The sequence below is a fragment of the Hydrogenophaga atypica genome (assembly GCF_042665215.1).
Classification (GTDB): domain Bacteria; phylum Pseudomonadota; class Gammaproteobacteria; order Burkholderiales; family Burkholderiaceae_C; genus Hydrogenophaga; species Hydrogenophaga defluvii_A.
Map to the genome: position 1 here is coordinate 381,217 of NZ_JBHTCA010000001.1, position 17,642 is coordinate 398,858.

General features: G+C 65.0%; 20 protein-coding genes. 18 read left to right on the forward strand and 2 right to left on the reverse strand.

Annotated features, from left to right (window positions below; all coding sequences use genetic code 11):
- Positions 1-33 precede the first annotated feature (33 nt).
- Positions 34-450, forward strand: coding sequence for a MerR family transcriptional regulator (locus ACFQPB_RS01870; protein ID WP_382219330.1), 417 nt, complete (start codon positions 34-36; stop codon positions 448-450).
- A 9-nt stretch (positions 451-459) separates the two neighbouring features.
- Here ACFQPB_RS01870 and gstA read toward each other — a convergent pair whose 3' ends face one another.
- Entirely contained in the window at positions 460-1,071 is a 612-nt protein-coding gene (gene gstA / locus ACFQPB_RS01875) for a glutathione transferase GstA (protein ID WP_382219331.1), read from the reverse strand.
- 157 nt (positions 1,072-1,228) lie between these two features.
- Between gstA and ACFQPB_RS01880 the strand changes: the two genes are divergently transcribed.
- The 14 genes from ACFQPB_RS01880 to ACFQPB_RS01945 all read left to right on the forward strand — a co-directional run bounded on the left by ACFQPB_RS01880 (position 1,229) and on the right by ACFQPB_RS01945 (position 13,565).
- A complete protein-coding gene (locus ACFQPB_RS01880) occupies positions 1,229-1,690 on the forward strand; it encodes a PaaI family thioesterase (protein ID WP_382219333.1) in 462 nt (153 codons plus the stop codon).
- Between the two features lie 18 nt (positions 1,691-1,708).
- Positions 1,709-2,887: an isovaleryl-CoA dehydrogenase gene (locus ACFQPB_RS01885; RefSeq protein ID WP_382219334.1), complete on the forward strand. Its 1,179-nt coding sequence runs from the start codon at positions 1,709-1,711 to the stop codon at positions 2,885-2,887.
- 109 nt (positions 2,888-2,996) lie between these two features.
- Complete coding sequence (gene can / locus ACFQPB_RS01890; RefSeq protein WP_382202120.1) at positions 2,997-3,653, forward strand: carbonate dehydratase; 657 nt, start codon at positions 2,997-2,999, stop codon at positions 3,651-3,653.
- A 14-nt stretch (positions 3,654-3,667) separates the two neighbouring features.
- The gene (aceK, locus tag ACFQPB_RS01895) at positions 3,668-5,479 is read left to right on the forward strand and encodes a bifunctional isocitrate dehydrogenase kinase/phosphatase (protein WP_382219336.1); all 1,812 of its coding nucleotides are present in this window, start codon (positions 3,668-3,670) and stop codon (positions 5,477-5,479) included.
- Between the two features lie 38 nt (positions 5,480-5,517).
- Positions 5,518-6,705, forward strand: a complete 1,188-nt coding sequence (locus ACFQPB_RS01900) for an acetyl-CoA C-acyltransferase (protein WP_382219338.1) — start codon at positions 5,518-5,520, stop codon at positions 6,703-6,705.
- Positions 6,706-6,779: 74 nt separating this feature from the next.
- Complete coding sequence (locus ACFQPB_RS01905) at positions 6,780-7,031, forward strand: type II toxin-antitoxin system Phd/YefM family antitoxin (protein WP_382219340.1); 252 nt, start codon at positions 6,780-6,782, stop codon at positions 7,029-7,031.
- A 1-nt stretch (position 7,032) separates the two neighbouring features.
- Positions 7,033-7,314 (forward strand): type II toxin-antitoxin system RelE family toxin, encoded by a 282-nt coding sequence (locus tag ACFQPB_RS01910; protein WP_382219342.1) that lies wholly within the window; start codon positions 7,033-7,035, stop codon positions 7,312-7,314.
- A gap of 16 nt (positions 7,315-7,330) precedes the next feature.
- A complete protein-coding gene (locus tag ACFQPB_RS01915; protein ID WP_382219344.1) occupies positions 7,331-8,002 on the forward strand; it encodes an SDR family oxidoreductase in 672 nt (223 codons plus the stop codon).
- A 23-nt stretch (positions 8,003-8,025) separates the two neighbouring features.
- Positions 8,026-9,153: an acyl-CoA dehydrogenase family protein gene (locus ACFQPB_RS01920; protein WP_382219346.1), complete on the forward strand. Its 1,128-nt coding sequence runs from the start codon at positions 8,026-8,028 to the stop codon at positions 9,151-9,153.
- A gap of 36 nt (positions 9,154-9,189) precedes the next feature.
- On the forward strand, positions 9,190-10,578 hold the full coding sequence (gene trkA, locus ACFQPB_RS01925; RefSeq protein WP_382219347.1) for a Trk system potassium transporter TrkA: 1,389 nt from the start codon (positions 9,190-9,192) through the stop codon (positions 10,576-10,578).
- A 14-nt stretch (positions 10,579-10,592) separates the two neighbouring features.
- A complete protein-coding gene (locus tag ACFQPB_RS01930) occupies positions 10,593-12,047 on the forward strand; it encodes a TrkH family potassium uptake protein (protein ID WP_382219349.1) in 1,455 nt (484 codons plus the stop codon).
- A gap of 11 nt (positions 12,048-12,058) precedes the next feature.
- A complete protein-coding gene (locus ACFQPB_RS01935; protein ID WP_382202104.1) occupies positions 12,059-12,502 on the forward strand; it encodes a rhodanese-like domain-containing protein in 444 nt (147 codons plus the stop codon).
- A 5-nt stretch (positions 12,503-12,507) separates the two neighbouring features.
- Positions 12,508-12,897: a YchJ family protein gene (locus ACFQPB_RS01940; protein WP_382219351.1), complete on the forward strand. Its 390-nt coding sequence runs from the start codon at positions 12,508-12,510 to the stop codon at positions 12,895-12,897.
- Positions 12,894-13,565 carry an HAD family hydrolase gene (locus ACFQPB_RS01945; protein WP_382219353.1) on the forward strand — a complete coding sequence of 224 codons (672 nt, stop codon included), beginning with the start codon at positions 12,894-12,896 and terminating at the stop codon, positions 13,563-13,565. The genes ACFQPB_RS01940 and ACFQPB_RS01945 overlap by 4 nt, the downstream gene beginning before the upstream one ends.
- Here the strand turns inward: ACFQPB_RS01945 and ACFQPB_RS01950 are convergent.
- Positions 13,555-14,589: an AraC family transcriptional regulator gene (locus ACFQPB_RS01950; RefSeq protein ID WP_382219354.1), complete on the reverse strand. Its 1,035-nt coding sequence runs from the start codon at positions 14,587-14,589 to the stop codon at positions 13,555-13,557. The genes ACFQPB_RS01945 and ACFQPB_RS01950 overlap by 11 nt on opposite strands.
- Positions 14,590-14,707: 118 nt before the next feature.
- On the opposite strand from ACFQPB_RS01950, the gene ACFQPB_RS01955 reads away from it, so the two are divergent.
- Genes ACFQPB_RS01955 through ACFQPB_RS01965 form a run of 3 tightly spaced genes read left to right on the forward strand, consistent with a single transcriptional unit; the run spans position 14,708 to position 17,623 of the window.
- On the forward strand, positions 14,708-16,315 hold the full coding sequence (locus tag ACFQPB_RS01955) for a carboxyl transferase domain-containing protein (protein WP_382219356.1): 1,608 nt from the start codon (positions 14,708-14,710) through the stop codon (positions 16,313-16,315).
- 7 nt (positions 16,316-16,322) lie between these two features.
- Entirely contained in the window at positions 16,323-16,832 is a 510-nt protein-coding gene (locus ACFQPB_RS01960) for a DinB family protein (RefSeq protein WP_382219358.1), read from the forward strand.
- Positions 16,829-17,623 carry an enoyl-CoA hydratase/isomerase family protein gene (locus ACFQPB_RS01965; RefSeq protein WP_382219359.1) on the forward strand — a complete coding sequence of 265 codons (795 nt, stop codon included), beginning with the start codon at positions 16,829-16,831 and terminating at the stop codon, positions 17,621-17,623. Before ACFQPB_RS01960 ends, ACFQPB_RS01965 begins: the two co-directional genes overlap by 4 nt.
- Positions 17,624-17,642 lie beyond the last annotated feature (19 nt).

The window sequence follows — 17,642 nt, forward strand, 5'->3', positions numbered from 1 at the left end:
ACGTTAACGTAAACGTCAAAGTAAAACCCACCCATGGCCACGAACCCGACCTACACCATCAGCGACCTGGCGCGGGAGTTCGACCTCACGACCCGCGCGATTCGTTTCTACGAAGACATGGGCCTGCTGCAGCCGCAGCGCGGAGGCCCCGGCGGGCGCAACCGGGTGTATTCGTCGCGTGACCGCACCCGCCTCAAACTCACACTGCGCGCCAAGCGTCTGGGTTTTTCGCTCACCGAGGCCAAGGACATCATCGAGATGTACGACAGCCCGCGCGACACGGGGCCGCAGTTGCGCAAGTTTTTGCAGGTGTTGGCCGCGCACCGCCAGCAGATCGAAGACCAGCTGGCCGACTTGCAGGCCAACCTCGACGAAGTCAAGGTGCACGAAAAGGAGGCGCGTAGCCTCCTGGCCAAGGTTGAAAAGACGGAAAAAACCGAAAAGGCTTGAGCCGGGTGGTCAGCCCAGCAGGCCTTCGGCGCGCATCGCGGCCTGCACACCGGGGCGTGCGGCGACCCGGGCCGAGAAGGCCTGTATGTTCGTGTGGGCCGACAAATCCACACCCACACGCGGCGCCCAGGAACACACCACAAACAGGTAGCCGTCGGCCACGGTGAACTGTTCACCCATCAAAAACGACTTGTCTTCGAGTTGGCTGTTGACCCACTTCAAGCGGCCTTGCAGGCGTTCGGTGGTGGCGGCCTTCACCTCGGCGGGCGTGGCGGGGTTGAACAAGGGGCTGAAGCCACCCTTGTGCACTTCGGTGGCAATCAGGTTGAGCCAAGCCTGCAGCTGGTAGCGCGCCACGGTGCCGTTGGTGGGCGCCAGCTGTTTGGCGGGGGCCTGGTCGGCGATGAACTGCATGATGGCCGGACCTTCGGTCAGCTTGGTGCCGTCGTCCAGTTGCAGCAGCGGCACATAGCCCAGCGGGTTGATGGTGTAGTAATCGGTGCCGTCGGGCAGCTGGTGCGTTTTGGTGGGTGCCGGAATGCCTTCATAGGCCAAGCCGGCTTCTTCGATGGCGATGTGGCTGGCCAGGGAGCAGGCGCCGGGCGAGTAATAGAGCTTCATGTGCGAACGGTTCAAAGGTGAAAGTGACAGAACCGGCATCGTAGCCGGGCGGGCGTAACCCCGTGCGCCGACGGGCTTGTGGCAAACCCCAGTTGGCAGCCTGGGTTGGGCTGGGTCATAATTGACGTTTACGTAAACGTCAATTGCCAGTGCTTGCATGACCCAGCCCACCTTTGTGCCCGCCGTGCCCGAATTTGCCGACCGCGTCCGGGGCAGTTTTGCCCGCCAGGGCGCTATGGACACCCTGGGTGCGCGGCTGGAGGAAGTGGCGCCAGGGCGGGTGGTCATCGCCTTCGACTGGGCGCAAGGGCTGACACAGCAGCACGGCTTCATCCACGCCGGCCTGGTGTCCACCGCGCTCGATTCCGCTTGTGGCTACGCTGGCTTCAGCCTCATGCCGGCTGACGCGGCGGTGCTCACCATCGAGTTCAAGATCAACCTGCTGGCACCCGCCAAGGGTCAACATTTCCGTGCCGTCGGCACGGTGGTCAAACCAGGGCGCACCATCACCGTGTGCGAGGGGCACTTTTTCGCCATCGATGGCGGCCGTGAAAAACTGGCCGCCACCATGGGCTGCACCTTGATGGCCGTGACCGGCCGCGAGAACATCCAATCCTGATTGTCTGGAGACACAAACATGAACCTGCCTGGCCTGAATTTCCAACTCGGTGAAGACATCGATGCCTTGCGCGACGCGGTGCGCGACTTTGCCCAAGCCGAGATCGCCCCGCGCGCGGCCGAGATCGACCGCAACGACCAATTCCCCATGGACCTGTGGCCCAAGATGGGCGAGCTGGGTGTGCTGGGCATCACCGTGCCCGAGCAGTACGGCGGCGCCAACATGGGCTACCTGGCGCACATGATCGCCATGGAGGAAATCTCGCGCGCCTCGGCCAGCGTGGGCCTGAGCTATGGCGCGCACTCCAACCTGTGTGTCAACCAGATCAAGCGCAACGGCAACGACGCGCAAAAGCAGAAGTACCTGCCCAAGCTCATCAGCGGCGAACACGTGGGCGCGCTGGCCATGAGCGAGCCGGGCGCCGGCTCCGATGTCATCAGCATGAAGCTCAAGGCCGAAGACAAAGGCGGCTACTACCTGCTCAACGGCAGCAAGATGTGGATCACCAACGGCCCCGATGCCGACACCATGGTGGTCTATGCCAAGACAGAGCCCGAGATGGGCGCACGCGGCGTGACGGCCTTCATCGTCGAGAAGGGCATGAAGGGCTTTTTCACCGCCCAGAAGCTGGACAAGCTGGGCATGCGCGGCAGCCACACCGGCGAGATGGTGTTCCAGAACGTAGAGGTGCCGGCCGAAAACATCCTGGGCGGTCTCAACATGGGCGCCAAGGTGCTGATGAGTGGCCTGGACTACGAGCGCGCCGTGCTGGCCGCCGGTCCCATCGGCATCATGCAGGCCGTCATGGACAACGTGGTGCCCTACATCCATGACCGCAAGCAGTTCGGCCAGAGCATCGGTGAGTTCCAACTGGTGCAGGGCAAGGTCGCCGACATGTACACCGTGCTGCAGGCCGGTCGCGCCTTCTGCTACCAGATCGGCAAGAACCTGGACAGCCTGGGCGCTGAACACGTGCGCCAGGTGCGCAAGGACTGCGCCTCGGTCATCCTGTGGTGCGCCGAAGAGGCCACCAAGATGGCCGGCAACGGCATCCAGCTGTTCGGCGGCAACGGCTACATCAACGAATACCCGCTGGGCCGCCTGTGGCGCGATGCCAAGCTGTACGAGATCGGTGCGGGAACGAGCGAAATCCGCCGCATGCTGATCGGCCGCGAGCTGTTTGCCGAAACGATGTGATGTCTTCGAAACCCCCACGCTCCACCGCTGCGCGGGTCGCTGCCCCACCAAGGGGTTGTCCCGCCTTGGGACGGCCCGGCGGCGGAACGCGCCTCGGTAACATCGGCGCATGACCTCCTCCATCCAGACCCTCATCGACAACAACCGCCGCTGGGCGGCCGAGACCGAGCGCACCCGCCCGGGCTATTTCACCCAGCTCGCGCAGCAGCAAAGCCCCAAGTACCTGTGGATCGGTTGCTCCGACAGCCGCGTGCCGGCCAACCAGATCACCGGGCTGGAGCCGGGCGAGGTGTTCGTGCACCGCAACGTGGCCAATGTGGTGGTGCACTCCGACCTCAACGCGCTGTCGGTCATCCAGTTCGCGGTGGAGTACCTCAAGGTCGAACACATCCTGGTGGTGGGCCACTACGGCTGTGGCGGCGTGTTGGCCACGTTGCGTGGCATGCGCGTTGGCCTGGCGGACAACTGGTTGCGCCACGTCTACGACGTGAAAATGCGCCACCGCAAACGCCTGGACCACCTGCCCGAAGCGGTGCAGGAGGACGTGTTGTGCGAGATGAACGTCATCGAGCAGGTGGGCAATGTGGCCTGGACCAACGTGTTGCAGGACGCCTGGGCGCGTGGCCAGAATGTCACCGTGCACGGCTGGTGTTATGGCCTCAAAGACGGGCTGGTGAAAGACCTGGGTGTGAGCATGAGCCGCCCCGGCGAGGTGATGTCCACCTTCCGCAACGCCCTCAAACGTTACCCCAGGCAAGACGCCTGAGGGCGGTCCCGGCGATGTTCCCCCAGCGGCTGGACTCCACCGTCGCCTATGGCATCGCCCGGGCCATGATGGACGGGTTCAACCGCCATTACCGCCTGTTCCGCGCCGAATCCGCGCGTGCCAAACACCGCTTCGAAACCGCCGACTGGCACGCCCAGCAACGCGGCCAGCGCGAGCGCATCGAGTTCTACGACCTGCGCGTGAAGGAATGTGTGATGCGGCTGGAGAAGGAGTTCCAGGCCAGCCAGCAACCCATGGACGTGTGGCAGCAGGTCAAGCTGCATTACATCGGCCTGCTGGTCAACCACCTGCAGCCCGAGCTGGCCGAAACCTTCTTCAATTCGGTCACCACCAAAATCCTGCACCGCACCTACTTTCAGAACGATTTCATCTTCGTTCGGCCCGCGGTCAGCACCGAATACATCGAAGACGAGGCCGTCGGCACGCGGCCGACCTACCGCAGCTACTACCCCCGGCGCGACACCCTGGCGACCGAGCTGCAGCGCGTGGTGACCGACTTCGACTTGCACGTGCCCTTTGTGGACCTGGAGCGCGACATCGAGCGCGTCCACCAAGCCATGCTGCGCCACTTCGACCACGTCAAGCTGCGTTCCAACTTCCAGTTGCAGGTGCTGGCCAGCCTGTTCTTTCGCAACAAGGGCGCCTACGTGGTCGGCAAAATCATCAACGGCTTCCAGGAAGTGCCGTTTGCCTTGCCCATCGTGCACCAGCGCCGCGCCCAGCTGGTCATCGACGCCGCCTTGTTCGGTGAGGACGACCTGCAACTCCTGTTCAGTTTTGCGCGTGCCTATTTCATGGTGGACATGGCCGTGCCCAGCGCCTACGTGCAGTTCCTGCGCAGCCTCATGCCACGCAAACCGCGTGCCGAGTTCTACAACGCACTCGGCTTGGCCAAGCAGGGCAAGACGCTGTTCTACCGCGACTTCCTGCACCACATGCGCCACAGCTCCGACCGCCTGCGCATCGCGCCCGGCATCAAGGGCATGGTCATGCTGGTGTTCGATCTGCCCAGCTTTCCGTTTGTGTTCAAGGTCATCAAAGACCACTTCCCGCACCAGAAGGACACCACCCGCGAACAGGTGCGCGCCAAGTACCAGCTCGTCAAACAGCACGACCGCGTGGGCCGCATGGCCGACACGCTGGAGTTCTCGCTGGTGGCGTTTCCGCGTGATCGCTTCGAGGACGAACTGATCGAAGAGCTGCAGAGATTCGCGCCCAGCCAAGTCGAAATCTCCGACCGCGACGGCGACGGCCAGCTGGAGGTCATCCTCAAGCACTGCTACATCGAGCGGCGCATGATCCCGCTCAACCTCTACCTGCAAGAGGCTTTTGACACCGGGCTGGACAACCCGCGCGCGCACCAGCAAATGGCGCATGCCGTGATCGAGTATGGCAACGCCATCCGCGACCTGGTGTCGGCCAACATCTTCCCGGGCGACATGTTGTGGAAAAACTTTGGCATCACCCGCCAGGGCAAGGTGGTGTTTTACGACTACGACGAAATCGAATACCTGACCGACTGCAACTTCCGCCGCGTGCCACCGCCGCGCAATGAGGAGGACGAGCTGTCGGGCGAGGTCTGGTACGCGGTGGCGAAGAACGACGTGTTCCCCGAAACCTTCGCCCCCTTTTTGTTGGGCCACCCGGCGGTGCGCGAGGTGTTTTTGCAGCACCACGCCGAGCTGTTGGACGTGGTCTTCTGGCAGGCGCACAAAGACCACATCCTCGCTGGCCACATGCACGACGTGTTCCCTTACGAACAGGCCCGGCGCTTCCAGGCGCCCGTGCCCGCTGAATCGATTTGATCCTTCCCTTTGCTTCGTTTTTTCACAGGAGTTTTGCCATGTCCACAACCGATCCCATCGTCATCGTTGGCGCTGCCCGCACCCCCATGGGTGCTTTCCAGAGCGACTTCGCCTCGCTGGCCGCTCACGACCTCGGGGGTGTTGCCATCCGTGCCGCCGTGGAGCGTTCCGGCGTGGACAAGGCCTTGGTGGACGAGGTGCTGTTTGGCAACTGCTTGATGGCCGGCCAGGGCCAAGCGCCCGCGCGCCAGGCGCTGCTCAAGGGCGGGTTGCCGCTGTCGGCCGGCGCCGTTACCCTGTCCAAAATGTGTGGCTCGGGCATGAAGGCCACCATGTTGGCGCACGACATGCTACTGGCCGGCAGCGCCACCGTGATGGTGGCCGGCGGCATGGAGAGCATGACCAACGCGCCCTACCTGCTGCAAAAAGGCCGGGGTGGCTACCGCATGGGCCACGACAAAATTTTCGACCACATGATGCTCGACGGCCTGGAAGACGCCTACGAACCCGGCCGCAGCATGGGCACCTTCGGTGAGGACTGCGCTGCCAAGTACAGCTTCACCCGCGAACAGCAGGACGCCTTCGCCATTGCCTCGGTGACCCGTGCCAAGGCCGCCACCGAGAGTGGCGCTTTCGCCAAGGAAATCGCTTCCGTCACCGTGAAAGACCGCAGCGGCGAGCGCGTGGTGTCGGTCGACGAAGGCCCGGGCAAGGTCAAGCTCGACAAGATCCCATCGCTCAAGCCCGCCTTCAAGAAAGACGGCACCATCACCGCCGCCAGCAGCTCGTCCATCAACGACGGCGCCGCCGCCCTGGTGCTGATGCGCCAGAGCACGGCGCAGGCGCAAGGCCTCAAGCCGCTGGCCCGTATCGTGGCCCACACCACCCACGCGCAAGAGCCCAACTGGTTTGCCACCGCACCCGTGGGAGCCACCCAAAAGCTGCTGGCCAAAACCGGCTGGAGCGTGGCCGATGTGGACCTGTGGGAAATCAACGAAGCCTTTGCCGTGGTGCCCATGGCGCTGATGGCGGAGCTGAGCATTCCGCACGACAAGGTGAACGTGAACGGCGGCGCCTGCGCCCTGGGCCACCCCATCGGCGCCAGTGGCGCGCGCATCCTGGTCACGCTGCTGCACGCCTTGCAGGCACGTGGTGGCAAAAAAGGCGTGGCCACGTTGTGCATCGGCGGCGGCGAGGCCACGGCCATGGCGATCGAGCTGGTCTGATCTGAGCGAGGCTGGGCTGGCGTCTTGAGTGGAAATTGACTAAAATTCGTCGAAATTTCGTCTAATCAAATCCTATGGACCCCATCCTCTCCAACACCAGTGTGGGCATATCCGAGCTGCGCGAGGCGCCCGCGCGCGTGTTCGAGCGCGCGGGCGACGAAGCGCTGGTGGTGCTCAACCACAACAAGCCGGCCGGCTACATCGTCTCCACCGCCTGGATGCAGCGTGTGCTGGATCAGCTGGCCGACCGGGTGGTGAGCGACAAGGCCGTTGCGCGGCTGGGCGAACTCGATCGCGCCCGCCTGATCGACCCGTCCGACCTGTGAAATGCCGTACCAGTTGGCTATCCATCCCGACGCCGAGCGGGAGTGGGCGAAGTTGGACGAAAGCATCAAAACCCGTTTCCGCAAGAAGTTGTTGGGTGAGCGCCTGATTCGGCCACGCGTGACCAAGGATGCCTTGCATGGCGCGCCTGATCTGTACCGCATCAAGATCAGCACGCCTCAATACCGACTGGCCTACCACGTGAACGACACCGACCACATCGTCACTGTCCTCGCCATCAGCACCCGCAACGACGTCTACGCCTTGCTGCAAGGGCGCCTTTGAACAGCTGACCTTTCCCATGAACACTGTGCTTGTCATTGGCGCCTCGCGCGGCATCGGCCTGGAGCTGGTGCGTCAGTACCGCGAGGCAGGCGACCGCGTGATTGCCACTGCACGCGACGACGCGGGGCTGGCCACCTTGCGCAACCTGGGCGCCCAGGCGCTCAGGGTGGATGTGGCCGACCCGGCGAGTGTGAGCGGTTTTTCGTGGTTGCTGGATGGCGAGAAGTTGGACGTCGCTTGGTATGTGGCGGGCGTGGGTGATCGGGCCACCACAGCCTCGCCGCCCACGCGCGAAAAGTTCGACCAACTCATGCACACCAACGCCATGGGGCCGATGATGGTTCTGCCTCAAATCGCGCCCATGCTGGCTGAGCGTGCGGGCGTCTTTGCGGCCATCAGCAGTCACTTCGGCAGTTTCGCTCTCACCGAAACAGGCATGGCCGCTCTGTATCGCATGTCTAAAACTGCGCTCAACATGTACATCCGTTGCGCGCAGCACGACTTTCCAGAGGTCACCTGCCTGGCCCTGCATCCCGGGTGGGTGCAGACTGAGATGGGCGGGCCACAGGCGCCCACGTCGGTGGCGCAAAGCGTTGCCAGCCTGCGCAGCACCGTGACGCGTGCGCCCAGTACTCCCGCGTGGCGAGGCGCTTTCCTCAACCACGATGGCACCCCGTTGCCTTGGTAAACACATTCATTGAGACTCACACCATGTTGCTGACCCCCGACCAAGAAGCCATCCGCGACGCCGTGCGCGCCTTTGCACAAGCCGAGCTGTGGCCCCACGCCGCCAAGTGGGACAAGGAGCGCCACTTTCCCAAAGACGTGCACCAGGGCCTGGCCGAGTTGGGTGCCTACGGCATTTGCGTGCCCGAGGCGCTGGGCGGCGCCGGCTTGGACTACCTGACGCTGGCCCTGGTGCTGGAAGAAATTGCCGCCGGTGATGGCGGCACCAGCACGGCAATTTCCGTGACCAACTGCCCCGTCAACGCCATCCTCATGCGCTACGGCAATGCCGCGCAGCAAGCGCAATGGTTGCGCCCGCTGGCCGCCGGCCAGATGCTGGGCGCCTTCTGTCTGACTGAGCCCCACGTCGGATCGGACGCTTCGGCGCTGCGCACCACGGCCGTCAAACAGGGGGACGAATACGTCATCAACGGCGTCAAACAGTTCATCACCAGCGGCAAAAACGGCCACGTGGCGGTGGTGATTGCCGTGACCGACAAGGCCGCCGGCAAGAAGGGCATGAGTGCCTTCCTTGTGCCCACCAGCGCGCCGGGTTATGTGGTGGCGCGCCTGGAAGACAAGCTGGGCCAGCACAGCAGCGACACCGCGCAGATCAACTTCGACAACTGCCGCATCCCGGCCGAGAACCTGATCGGCGCCGAGGGCGAGGGCTACAAGATTGCCCTCTCCGCGCTCGAAGGCGGGCGCATCGGCATCGCCGCGCAGAGCGTGGGCATGGCCCGCAGCGCGCTGGAGGTGGCCATCGACTACGCCAAGCAGCGCGAGAGCTTCGGCCAGCCCATCTTCAACCACCAGGCCGTGGGTTTCCGCCTGGCCGATTGCGCCACGCAGCTCGAAGCCGCGCGCCAGTTGATCTGGCACGCCGCCGCCTTGCGTGACGCCGGCCGGCCCTGCCTGAAAGAGGCCGCCATGGCCAAACTGTTTGCCAGCGAAACCGCCGAACGTGTGTGTTCGGTGGCCATCCAGACCCTGGGTGGCTACGGCGTGGTGAACGACTTCCCGGTCGAGCGCATCTACCGCGATGTGCGCGTGTGCCAGATTTATGAGGGCACCAGCGACGTGCAAAAGATCATCATCCAGCGCGCGCTGTAAACGCTTCGCCGCTGGCGGGGCGGTAACATCCAGGCCATGAACATCATCATCCTGGGAGCCGGCAGGGTAGGGGAGAGCGTGGCCGAGAGCCTGGTGTCGGAGCAGAACGACATCACCGTGATCGACCACGACCCGGAGCGGCTGCGCCTGCTCGAAGAACGGCTGGACCTGCGCGGTGTGGTGGGCAACGGCATCCAGCCCTCGGTGCTGCGCGATGCGGGCGCCCAGGACGCCGACATGCTGATCGCTTGCGCGGCCGCCGATGAATCCAACCTGGTGGTCTGCAAGGTGGCACACGACGTGTTCAATGTGCCGACCACCATCGCCCGCCTGCGTTCGCCCGAGTTCGCCGAAGGCGACGAGCTGATGTCCAAGACCGGCTTTGCGGTGGACCACGTGATCTGCCCCGAAGAGTCGGTCACGCGTTACATCCACCAGCTCATCGACTACCCCGAGGCCTTGCAGGTGCTGGAGTTTGCCGACGGCCGCGCCTGCCTGATCGCAGTGCGTGCGGTGCACGGTGGCGCGCTGGTGGGCCACACCCTGGCCGACATCCGCGAACGCCTGCCCAACGTGGACATGCGGGTGGTGGCTATCTACCGCCAGGACGCCGAGGTGGACCCTGGCCCACAGACGCGCATCTTGGCCGGTGACGAGGTGTTTGTGCTGGCCGACAAGACCAAGATCCGCCAGGTGTTGGCCGCCATTCACCGCGCCGACCAGTCCGTGCGTCGCGTCATGATTGCCGGCGGCGGCAAGGTCGGTCTGCGGCTGGCGCGCAGCCTGGTGGGGCAGTGCCAGGTCAAGCTGATCGAGCGCGATCGCAAACGCTGCGACTACCTCGCCGGCCAGTTGCCCTCCAGCATGTTGGTGTTGCACGGCGACGGCACCGACGAAGACCTGCTGCAGGACGAACAGGTGGGCGAGATGGACCTGTTCCTGGCGCTGTCCAGCGACGACGAAGACAACATCCTGGCCGCCATGCTGGCCAAACGCCTGGGCGCCAACCGGGTGATCTCGCTGATCAACCGCCGCGCCTACGCCGACATGATGCAGGGCAGCACCATCGACATCGCCATCTCGCCGTCGCACACCGTCATCGGCGAGTTGCTCGCGCATTTGCGCCGGGGCGACGTGGCCCAGGTGCACAGCCTGCGCCGCGGGGCGGCCGAAGCGCTGGAGGGCATCGCACGCGGCGACGTCAAGACATCCAAGCTGGTGGGGCGCCGGGTGGAGGAAATCAAACTGCCTCAGGGCGCGCGCATCGGCTGCATCGTGCGTGGCGAGGGCAGCGATTCGCAGGTGCTGATGCCCCACCACGACACCCTGATCGAGGCCGATGACCACATCGTCATCTTCATCCCGCACAAACGCATGGTGCGCGAGGTGGAACGCCTGTTCCAGGTCAGTGCCACCTTCTTCTGAGCGGCGTTTCACCCATGTTTTTGCCCGTACTTGCCGTGATGGCGCGTGTCCAGGTCGCGTTTTCGGCGGCCTTTTTGGTGCCATTGGGCTGGGCCCGTTTCCATGACAGCGTGGCGGTGCAGTGGGTGTGGCTGGGCAGCTTTCTGCTGTCGCTTTTGTCGGGCCTGGTGCTATGGCAAGCCACGCGCCACCACCGGCGCGAGCTGATGGCACGCGATGGCTTTTTGCTGGTCAACCTGGTTTGGGTCGTGTTGCCCGCGTTTGCCGCCGTGCCGCTGATGTTCACTGTGCCCGACATCACCTGGACCAAGGCCTACTTTGAGGCCATGAGCGGACTGACCGCCACAGGGGCCACTGCGCTGGCCGGGCTGGACCAGTTGCCCGTGGCGGTCAACATCTGGCGCTGTTTTCTGCAGTTGATCGGTGGCCTGGGCATCATGCTGCTGGTGGTGGCGGTGTTGCCTTTGCTGGGCCTGGGTGGCGTGCAGCTCTACAAGGCCGAAACGCCCGGCCCCATGAAAGACACCAAGTTCACCCCCCGCATTGCCGAAACCGCGCGTGGGCTGTGGGGTGTGTACTTCGTGTTGTCCGGTCTGTGCATGCTGGCCTACCGCTGGGCCGGCATGAGCTGGCCCGACGCCTTCATGCACATGTGCACCACCATGGGGTTGGGCGGTTCCTCGTCACACGATGCCAGCTTTGGTCATTGGGATTCGCCGCTCATCGAAGCGGTGGCGGTGGTGTTCATGACCCTGGCGGGTATCAGCTTTTTGCGCTACTTCATGGTGTTGCGCACGCGCTCGTTGCGCCCCATCCTGGGCGACCGCGAGATCCGCACCTACCTTTTGGTGCTGCTGGCTTCCATCGCGTTGCTGACCCTGCTGCTCATGGCGCGCGGCGTGTACACCGACTTCCTGGCCGCCCTGCGGGCCAGCGCGTTCCATGTGGTGTCGGTGGCCACCACCACCGGCTACGCATCCACCGACTACGCGCAATGGCCGGCCTTCGCGCCCATCTGGCTGATTTTTCTGGGCTGTTTTGTGTCCTGTGCCGGCTCCACCGGCGGTGGCATCAAAATGGTTCGCATGGTGCTGCTGGTCAAACAGGCCCGGCGCGAGCTGGTGCGCATCATCCACCCCCGCGTGGTCAACCCCGTCACGCTCGGGCGCGGCGTGGTGCCGCCCACCGTGATGACCGCGGTGCTGGGCTTCATGCTCATTTACGGCGCCTGCACCATGGGCCTGACCATGCTGTTGCTGTTCTCAGGCCTGGACATCGTGACCGCCTTTTCCGCCGTGGTGGCCACGCTCAACAACATCGGCCCCGGTCTGGGCGACGTGGGACCTGCGGGTAACTTCAGTGGCCTGACCGCGTTTCAAACGTGGATTTGCACTTTCGCCATGCTCTTGGGCCGGTTGGAACTTTTGAGTGTGCTGGTGCTGTTCACCGGCCATTTCTGGAGAAAGTGAAGGAAACCCCCATGCCCATCACCAAAGGATTCCGCGCGCTGGTGGACGAAGCCACGGCGCAGATCACCACCTACACCGTGGCCGAGGTGGCCGAGCGGCTGACAAGCGGCGACGCCCGCCTGCAACTGGTGGACATCCGCGACGTGCGCGAACTGGAGCGCGAGGGCACGGCCCCCAGTGCCCTGCACGCGCCGCGTGGCATGCTCGAATTCTGGGTCGATCCCGATTCGCCGTATTTCAAGCCCGCGTTCGGCGATGAGAGCAAGGAGTTCGTGCTGTTTTGCGGTGCGGGTTGGCGCAGCGCCCTGGCCACCAAGGCCTTGCGCGACATGGGCATGACCAACGTGGCGCACATCGATGGGGGCTTTGGCGCCTGGGTCAAGGCCGGTGCACCGACCGAAACGCTGGAGCAGCACAAGGCGCGCACGGCCAGCCGCAAGACCGCCTCCTCGTGACGACCGTGGCCGATGCATGCCCTTGTGGCCGCCTGGATGCGCGCGGCCGACCGCTGCCCTACGCCGCCTGCTGTCAGCCCTGCCATGACGGCCAGCCCGCGCCCGATGCAGAAGCCCTGATGCGCTCACGTTACAGCGCCTTTGTGCGCCAGAACGCGGCCTACCTGCTCGCCACCTGGCACCCGACCACACGGCCTGCCACCTTGGATTTTGAGCCGGCACAACGTTGGTTGGGACTCGATGTTCGCGCACATCGGCGCACGGACGGGACCCACGCCGAGGTCGAATTCGTGGCGCGCTCGCGGGTGGCGGGCCGCGGCCAGCGCCTGCACGAACGCAGCCGCTTTGTGTGCGAGGCCGGACACTGGTTCTACGTGGACGGAGACATGTTGTGACCGCACCGCGTTTTGAGGCCGTGTTGTTCGACTGTGATGGCGTGCTGGTGGACAGCGAACCCATCGTCAACCGCGTGCTGTTGGGCATGTTGCAGGAGCTGGACTGGGTGGACACCCCGCTCACCCGCGAGGCCATCGACCACCACTTCACCGGCTGCACCATCCGCGACGTGATGACCGCCTGGGCGGCCGAGCGTGGCCACGCACTGCCGGCCGACTGGATGGAGCGCTTCCTGGAGCGCCGCAACGCGGCGCTTGCGGCCGAGTTGCTGGCGGTGGACGGCATACACGACACCGTGGCGGCATTGCATGCGGGACATCAGGGGCGCATCGCCTGTGCGTCGGGTGCCGACCGCTTCAAAGTGGAAATGCAGCTGCGACAGGTCGGCCTCCTGCGCTGGTTCGAAGGCCGCGTCTTCAGCGGCCACGAGATGCCGGCCTCCAAACCCGAACCCCACGTTTATCTGGCCGCCGCCGCGCATTTGGGGGTGGCGCCCGAACGTTGCCTGGTGATCGAAGACAGCGCCGTGGGCGCGCGCGCCGGCCTAGCCGCTGGGGCGACGGTGTGGGGCTACTGCCCGCAGGGGCACGGGCGGGCGTTTGCCGGGTTGCCGGTGCAGCAGGTGTTTTCACACATGGGCGCGTTGCCGGGCTTGCTCAAGGCTTGAGTGATTGGCGAAATTCGGCCGGTCCCAGGCCGGTCCAGGATCGGAAGGCGCGCGAAAAACTTTTTTCGTTGCGAAAGCCGGCCGCTTGCGCGACCTGTTTGATCGGGCGGTCGGTGCGCAGCAGCGCTTCGGTGGCCACCGTGCGGCGCACCTCGTCTTTCAGCGCCTGCAACGTGGCGCCTTCCTCTTTGAGCTGGCGGTGCAAGGTGCGCGCCGAAACGTGCAACAACTCGGCCAGGGCCTCGGCGCTGTGGCTGTGCTGCGGCTGGTGCTGCAGCGCCTGGCGCACACGCTCCACCAGCAAGCGGTCGCGGTGGTATTGGCGCACCGTCAAGGGCAGCGCGCGTTTAAGCATCTGGTTCATGGCCGCTTCGTCTCGGCGCAGGGCTTGTGCCAGGTAGCGGGCGTCAAAACACAGGCGGGCCGGACCGTCGTTGAAATGTGTCTCTCCACCAGGGAACAGCACGCGATAGACCTCGCCGTGGGCCGGCCGCGCAAACGGGAAGTGGGCCGACAACAGGGGCAGGCGCGAAGCGATGAACCAGCAGGCCAGGCCGTGGGCGTTGCGCAGCACCGACACCAGGCAGAACTCGCGCAGCGCGCCCAGGTCGCGCCGCTCTTCCAGCGCCAGGGTGGCCACGCCATCGGCTTCGGTCAGCGTCAGGGCGATGTCGTCGGTGAGCAGGCTGTGGTGGCGGCACCAGCGTTTCATGGCCCGGCCCAGGTTGGGTGCGCCCAGCGAGGCGCGCGCGAGCATGCCGTAGCTGCCCCAGGGCAGGCGGCGCGAGAACCAGCCCAGGGCCTCGTCGTCCAGCTCGCGCATCGCCGCCTCGGACAACCATTCCATCTGGCCGGCGGTGATGTGGGCGCCGTCTTGTTGCACCAGCGTTGGCGCAATCTGTGCTCGCGCCAACGCGCCGTCAGGCGACATTCCCCGCCGGTTGTAGGCCAGGCAAATGGCACGCACAAAGGCGATCGGTGTAGCGGCGGTTCCTTGGGAAAGTGGGTGGTCAGGTGATGGCACGATTTGCAACCTCCCTGTCCAGTGTAAACCCGGCTTTGTGCCTAAGCTGTGTGCCACTACATTGAGTGTCCGTGCGCCCGATCCCGGGCGCGGGCCGCTACCCATCGAGAGACTTTCCATGCCCCAGCTCGACACCCAACTCAACGTCCGTTCGGCCGAGTTCCAGGCCAATGCCCTGGCCATGCGCGCCGTGGTGGATGACCTCAAGGCTCAGGTGGCGCGCGTGGCGGCCGGTGGCGGCGAGGCCGCACGTGCCAAACACACGGCGCGCGGCAAGCTGCTGCCGCGCGACCGCGTGCAAATGCTGCTCGATCCCGGCACGCCCTTTCTGGAGCTGGCGCCGCTCGCCGCCCTGGGCATGTACAACGACGACGCGCCCTGCGCCGGCATCGTGGCCGGCATTGGCCGCGTGAGCGGCACCGACTGCCTGATCGTCTGCAACGACGCCACCGTCAAGGGCGGCACCTACTACCCCATGACGGTGAAAAAGCACCTGCGGGCGCAGGAGATCGCGCGTGAAAACCGCCTGCCCTGCATTTACCTGGTGGACTCGGGCGGCGCCAACCTGCCCAACCAGGACGAGGTCTTTCCCGACCGCGAGCACTTTGGCCGCATCTTCTACAACCAGGCCAACATGAGCGCGCAGGGCATCGCGCAGATCGCGGTGGTCATGGGCAGTTGCACCGCCGGTGGCGCCTACGTGCCCGCCATGAGCGACGAGACCATCATCGTCAAGAACCAGGGCACCATCTTCCTGGGCGGCCCGCCGCTGGTGAAGGCCGCCACTGGCGAGGTGGTGAGCGCCGAAGACCTGGGCGGCGGCGACGTGCACACCCGCCTGAGCGGTGTGGCCGACCACCTGGCACAGAACGACATGCACGCGCTGGCGCTGGCCCGCCAGATCGTGAAGAACCTCAACGTGGCCAAACGTCCCAACATCGCCATCCACGCGCCGGTGCCGCCGCGTTTCGCGGCCGAGGAGTTGTACGGTGTCATTCCCACCGACACCCGCAAGCCGTTTGATGTGCGCGAGATCATCGCCCGCATCGTGGACGACAGCGACTTCGACGAATTCAAGGCCCGTTTCGGCAGCACGCTGGTGTGCGGCTTCGCCCGCATCGAAGGCATTCCCGTGGGCATCATTGCCAACAACGGCATCCTGTTTTCCGAGTCGGCGCTCAAGGGTGCCCACTTCATCGAGCTGTGCTGCCAGCGCAAGATCCCGCTGGTCTTCTTGCAGAACATCACCGGCTTCATGGTCGGGCGCAAGTACGAAAACGAGGGCATTGCCCGCAACGGCGCCAAGCTGGTCACCGCCGTGGCCACGGCCGCTGTCCCGAAGTTCACCGTCATCATCGGCGGCAGCTTTGGCGCCGGCAACTACGGCATGTGTGGCCGCGCGTACAGCCCGCGTTTCCTGTGGATGTGGCCCAACGCGCGCATCTCGGTCATGGGTGGCGAGCAGGCCGCCAGCGTGCTGGCCACGGTCAAGCGCGATGGCATCGAGGCCAAGGGCGGGCAGTGGAGCATGGAAGAGGAAGAGGCCTTCAAGGCACCCATCCGCCGCCAGTACGAAGACCAGGGCCACCCCTACTACGCCACGGCCCGCCTGTGGGACGACGGCGTCATCGACCCGGCCGACACCCGCCGCGTGCTGGCGCTGGGCCTGAGCGCTTCGCTCAACGCGCCCATCCCCGACACCAAGTTCGGCCTCTTCCGCATGTGAGGTCGGTGTGAACCCGCACACCCATTTTCTGCAACTGGCCCGCTACAACGTGTGGGCCACACGCCGCCTGCTCGACGCGGTGACCCAGGTGCCCGAGGCCGACTACCGGCGCGACGTCGGTCTGTTTTTCAAGAGCATCCATGGCACGCTCAACCACCTGCTGGTGGGTGAGCATTTCCTGTGGTTCTCGCGTTTCGCCAAGGGTGCATCGCCCACCGTGGCGCTGGACAGCGAGGTGGAGCCCGACCGTGAGCGCCTTGCTCAGGCACTCAAAGGCGGTGCAGCCAACTGGCTGCCGCTGATCGAAAGCTGGCCGGCCGAGCGTTTTGATGGCGTGCTCAGCTACACCACCATGCGCGGTCAGCCGGCCACCTTGCCGTTTGCTGCCACGCTGGCCCACGTGTTCAACCACGGCACCCACCACCGGGGGCAGATCACGGCCGCGTTGACCGCGTTGGGTCGGTCTTGCCCCGAACTCGACCTGGTGTACTGCCTGCAAGAGGAGGCCCGCGCATGAATTCACCGACAAAGGCCCTGACCCTGGACGTGCAGACAGGCGTGGCCCGCATCACGTTGAGTCGCCCCGAGGTGCGCAACGCTTTCAACGACGAAGTGATCGCCGAGCTCACGCAGGTGTTCACGGAAGTGGGCCAGCGCGACGACGTGCGGGCGGTGGTGCTGGCGGCACAAGGCCCGGCCTTTTGTGCCGGTGCCGACCTGAACTGGATGCGCCGCATGGCCGACTACACGCGCGAAGAAAACCTGGCGGACGCCGGCGCGCTGGCGGCCATGCTGCGTGCGATTTACGAATGCCCCCAACCCACCATCGCCCGCGTGCAGGGCGATGTGTACGCCGGTGGCATGGGCCTGGTAGCCGCGTGCGACATGGCGGTGGCGGTGCACACGGCGGGCTTTTGCCTGAGCGAGGTCAAGCTGGGCCTGATCCCGGCCACCATCAGCCCTTACGTCATCCGCGCCATGGGCGCGCGGGCCGCGCACCGTTACTTTTTGACGGCCGAGCGTTTCGGCGCCGTCGAGGCCCACCGCATAGGTTTTGTCCACGAGGTGGTGGCGGCTGGTGAACTAGATGCGCGTGTGGACGCACTGGCGCAGGCGCTGGTAAATGCGGGCCCCGCTGCGGTGAAGGCCTGCAAACGTCTGGTGCGCGATGTGGCCGAGCGCGAAATCCACGACACGCTGATCGCGACCACCGTGGACGGCATCGCCGACATCCGCGCCAGCGCCGAAGGGCGCGAAGGTGTGTCGTCCTTTCTGCAAAAACGCAAGCCCAATTGGTTGCTGCCATGATGTGCCAAACATCAGGGAG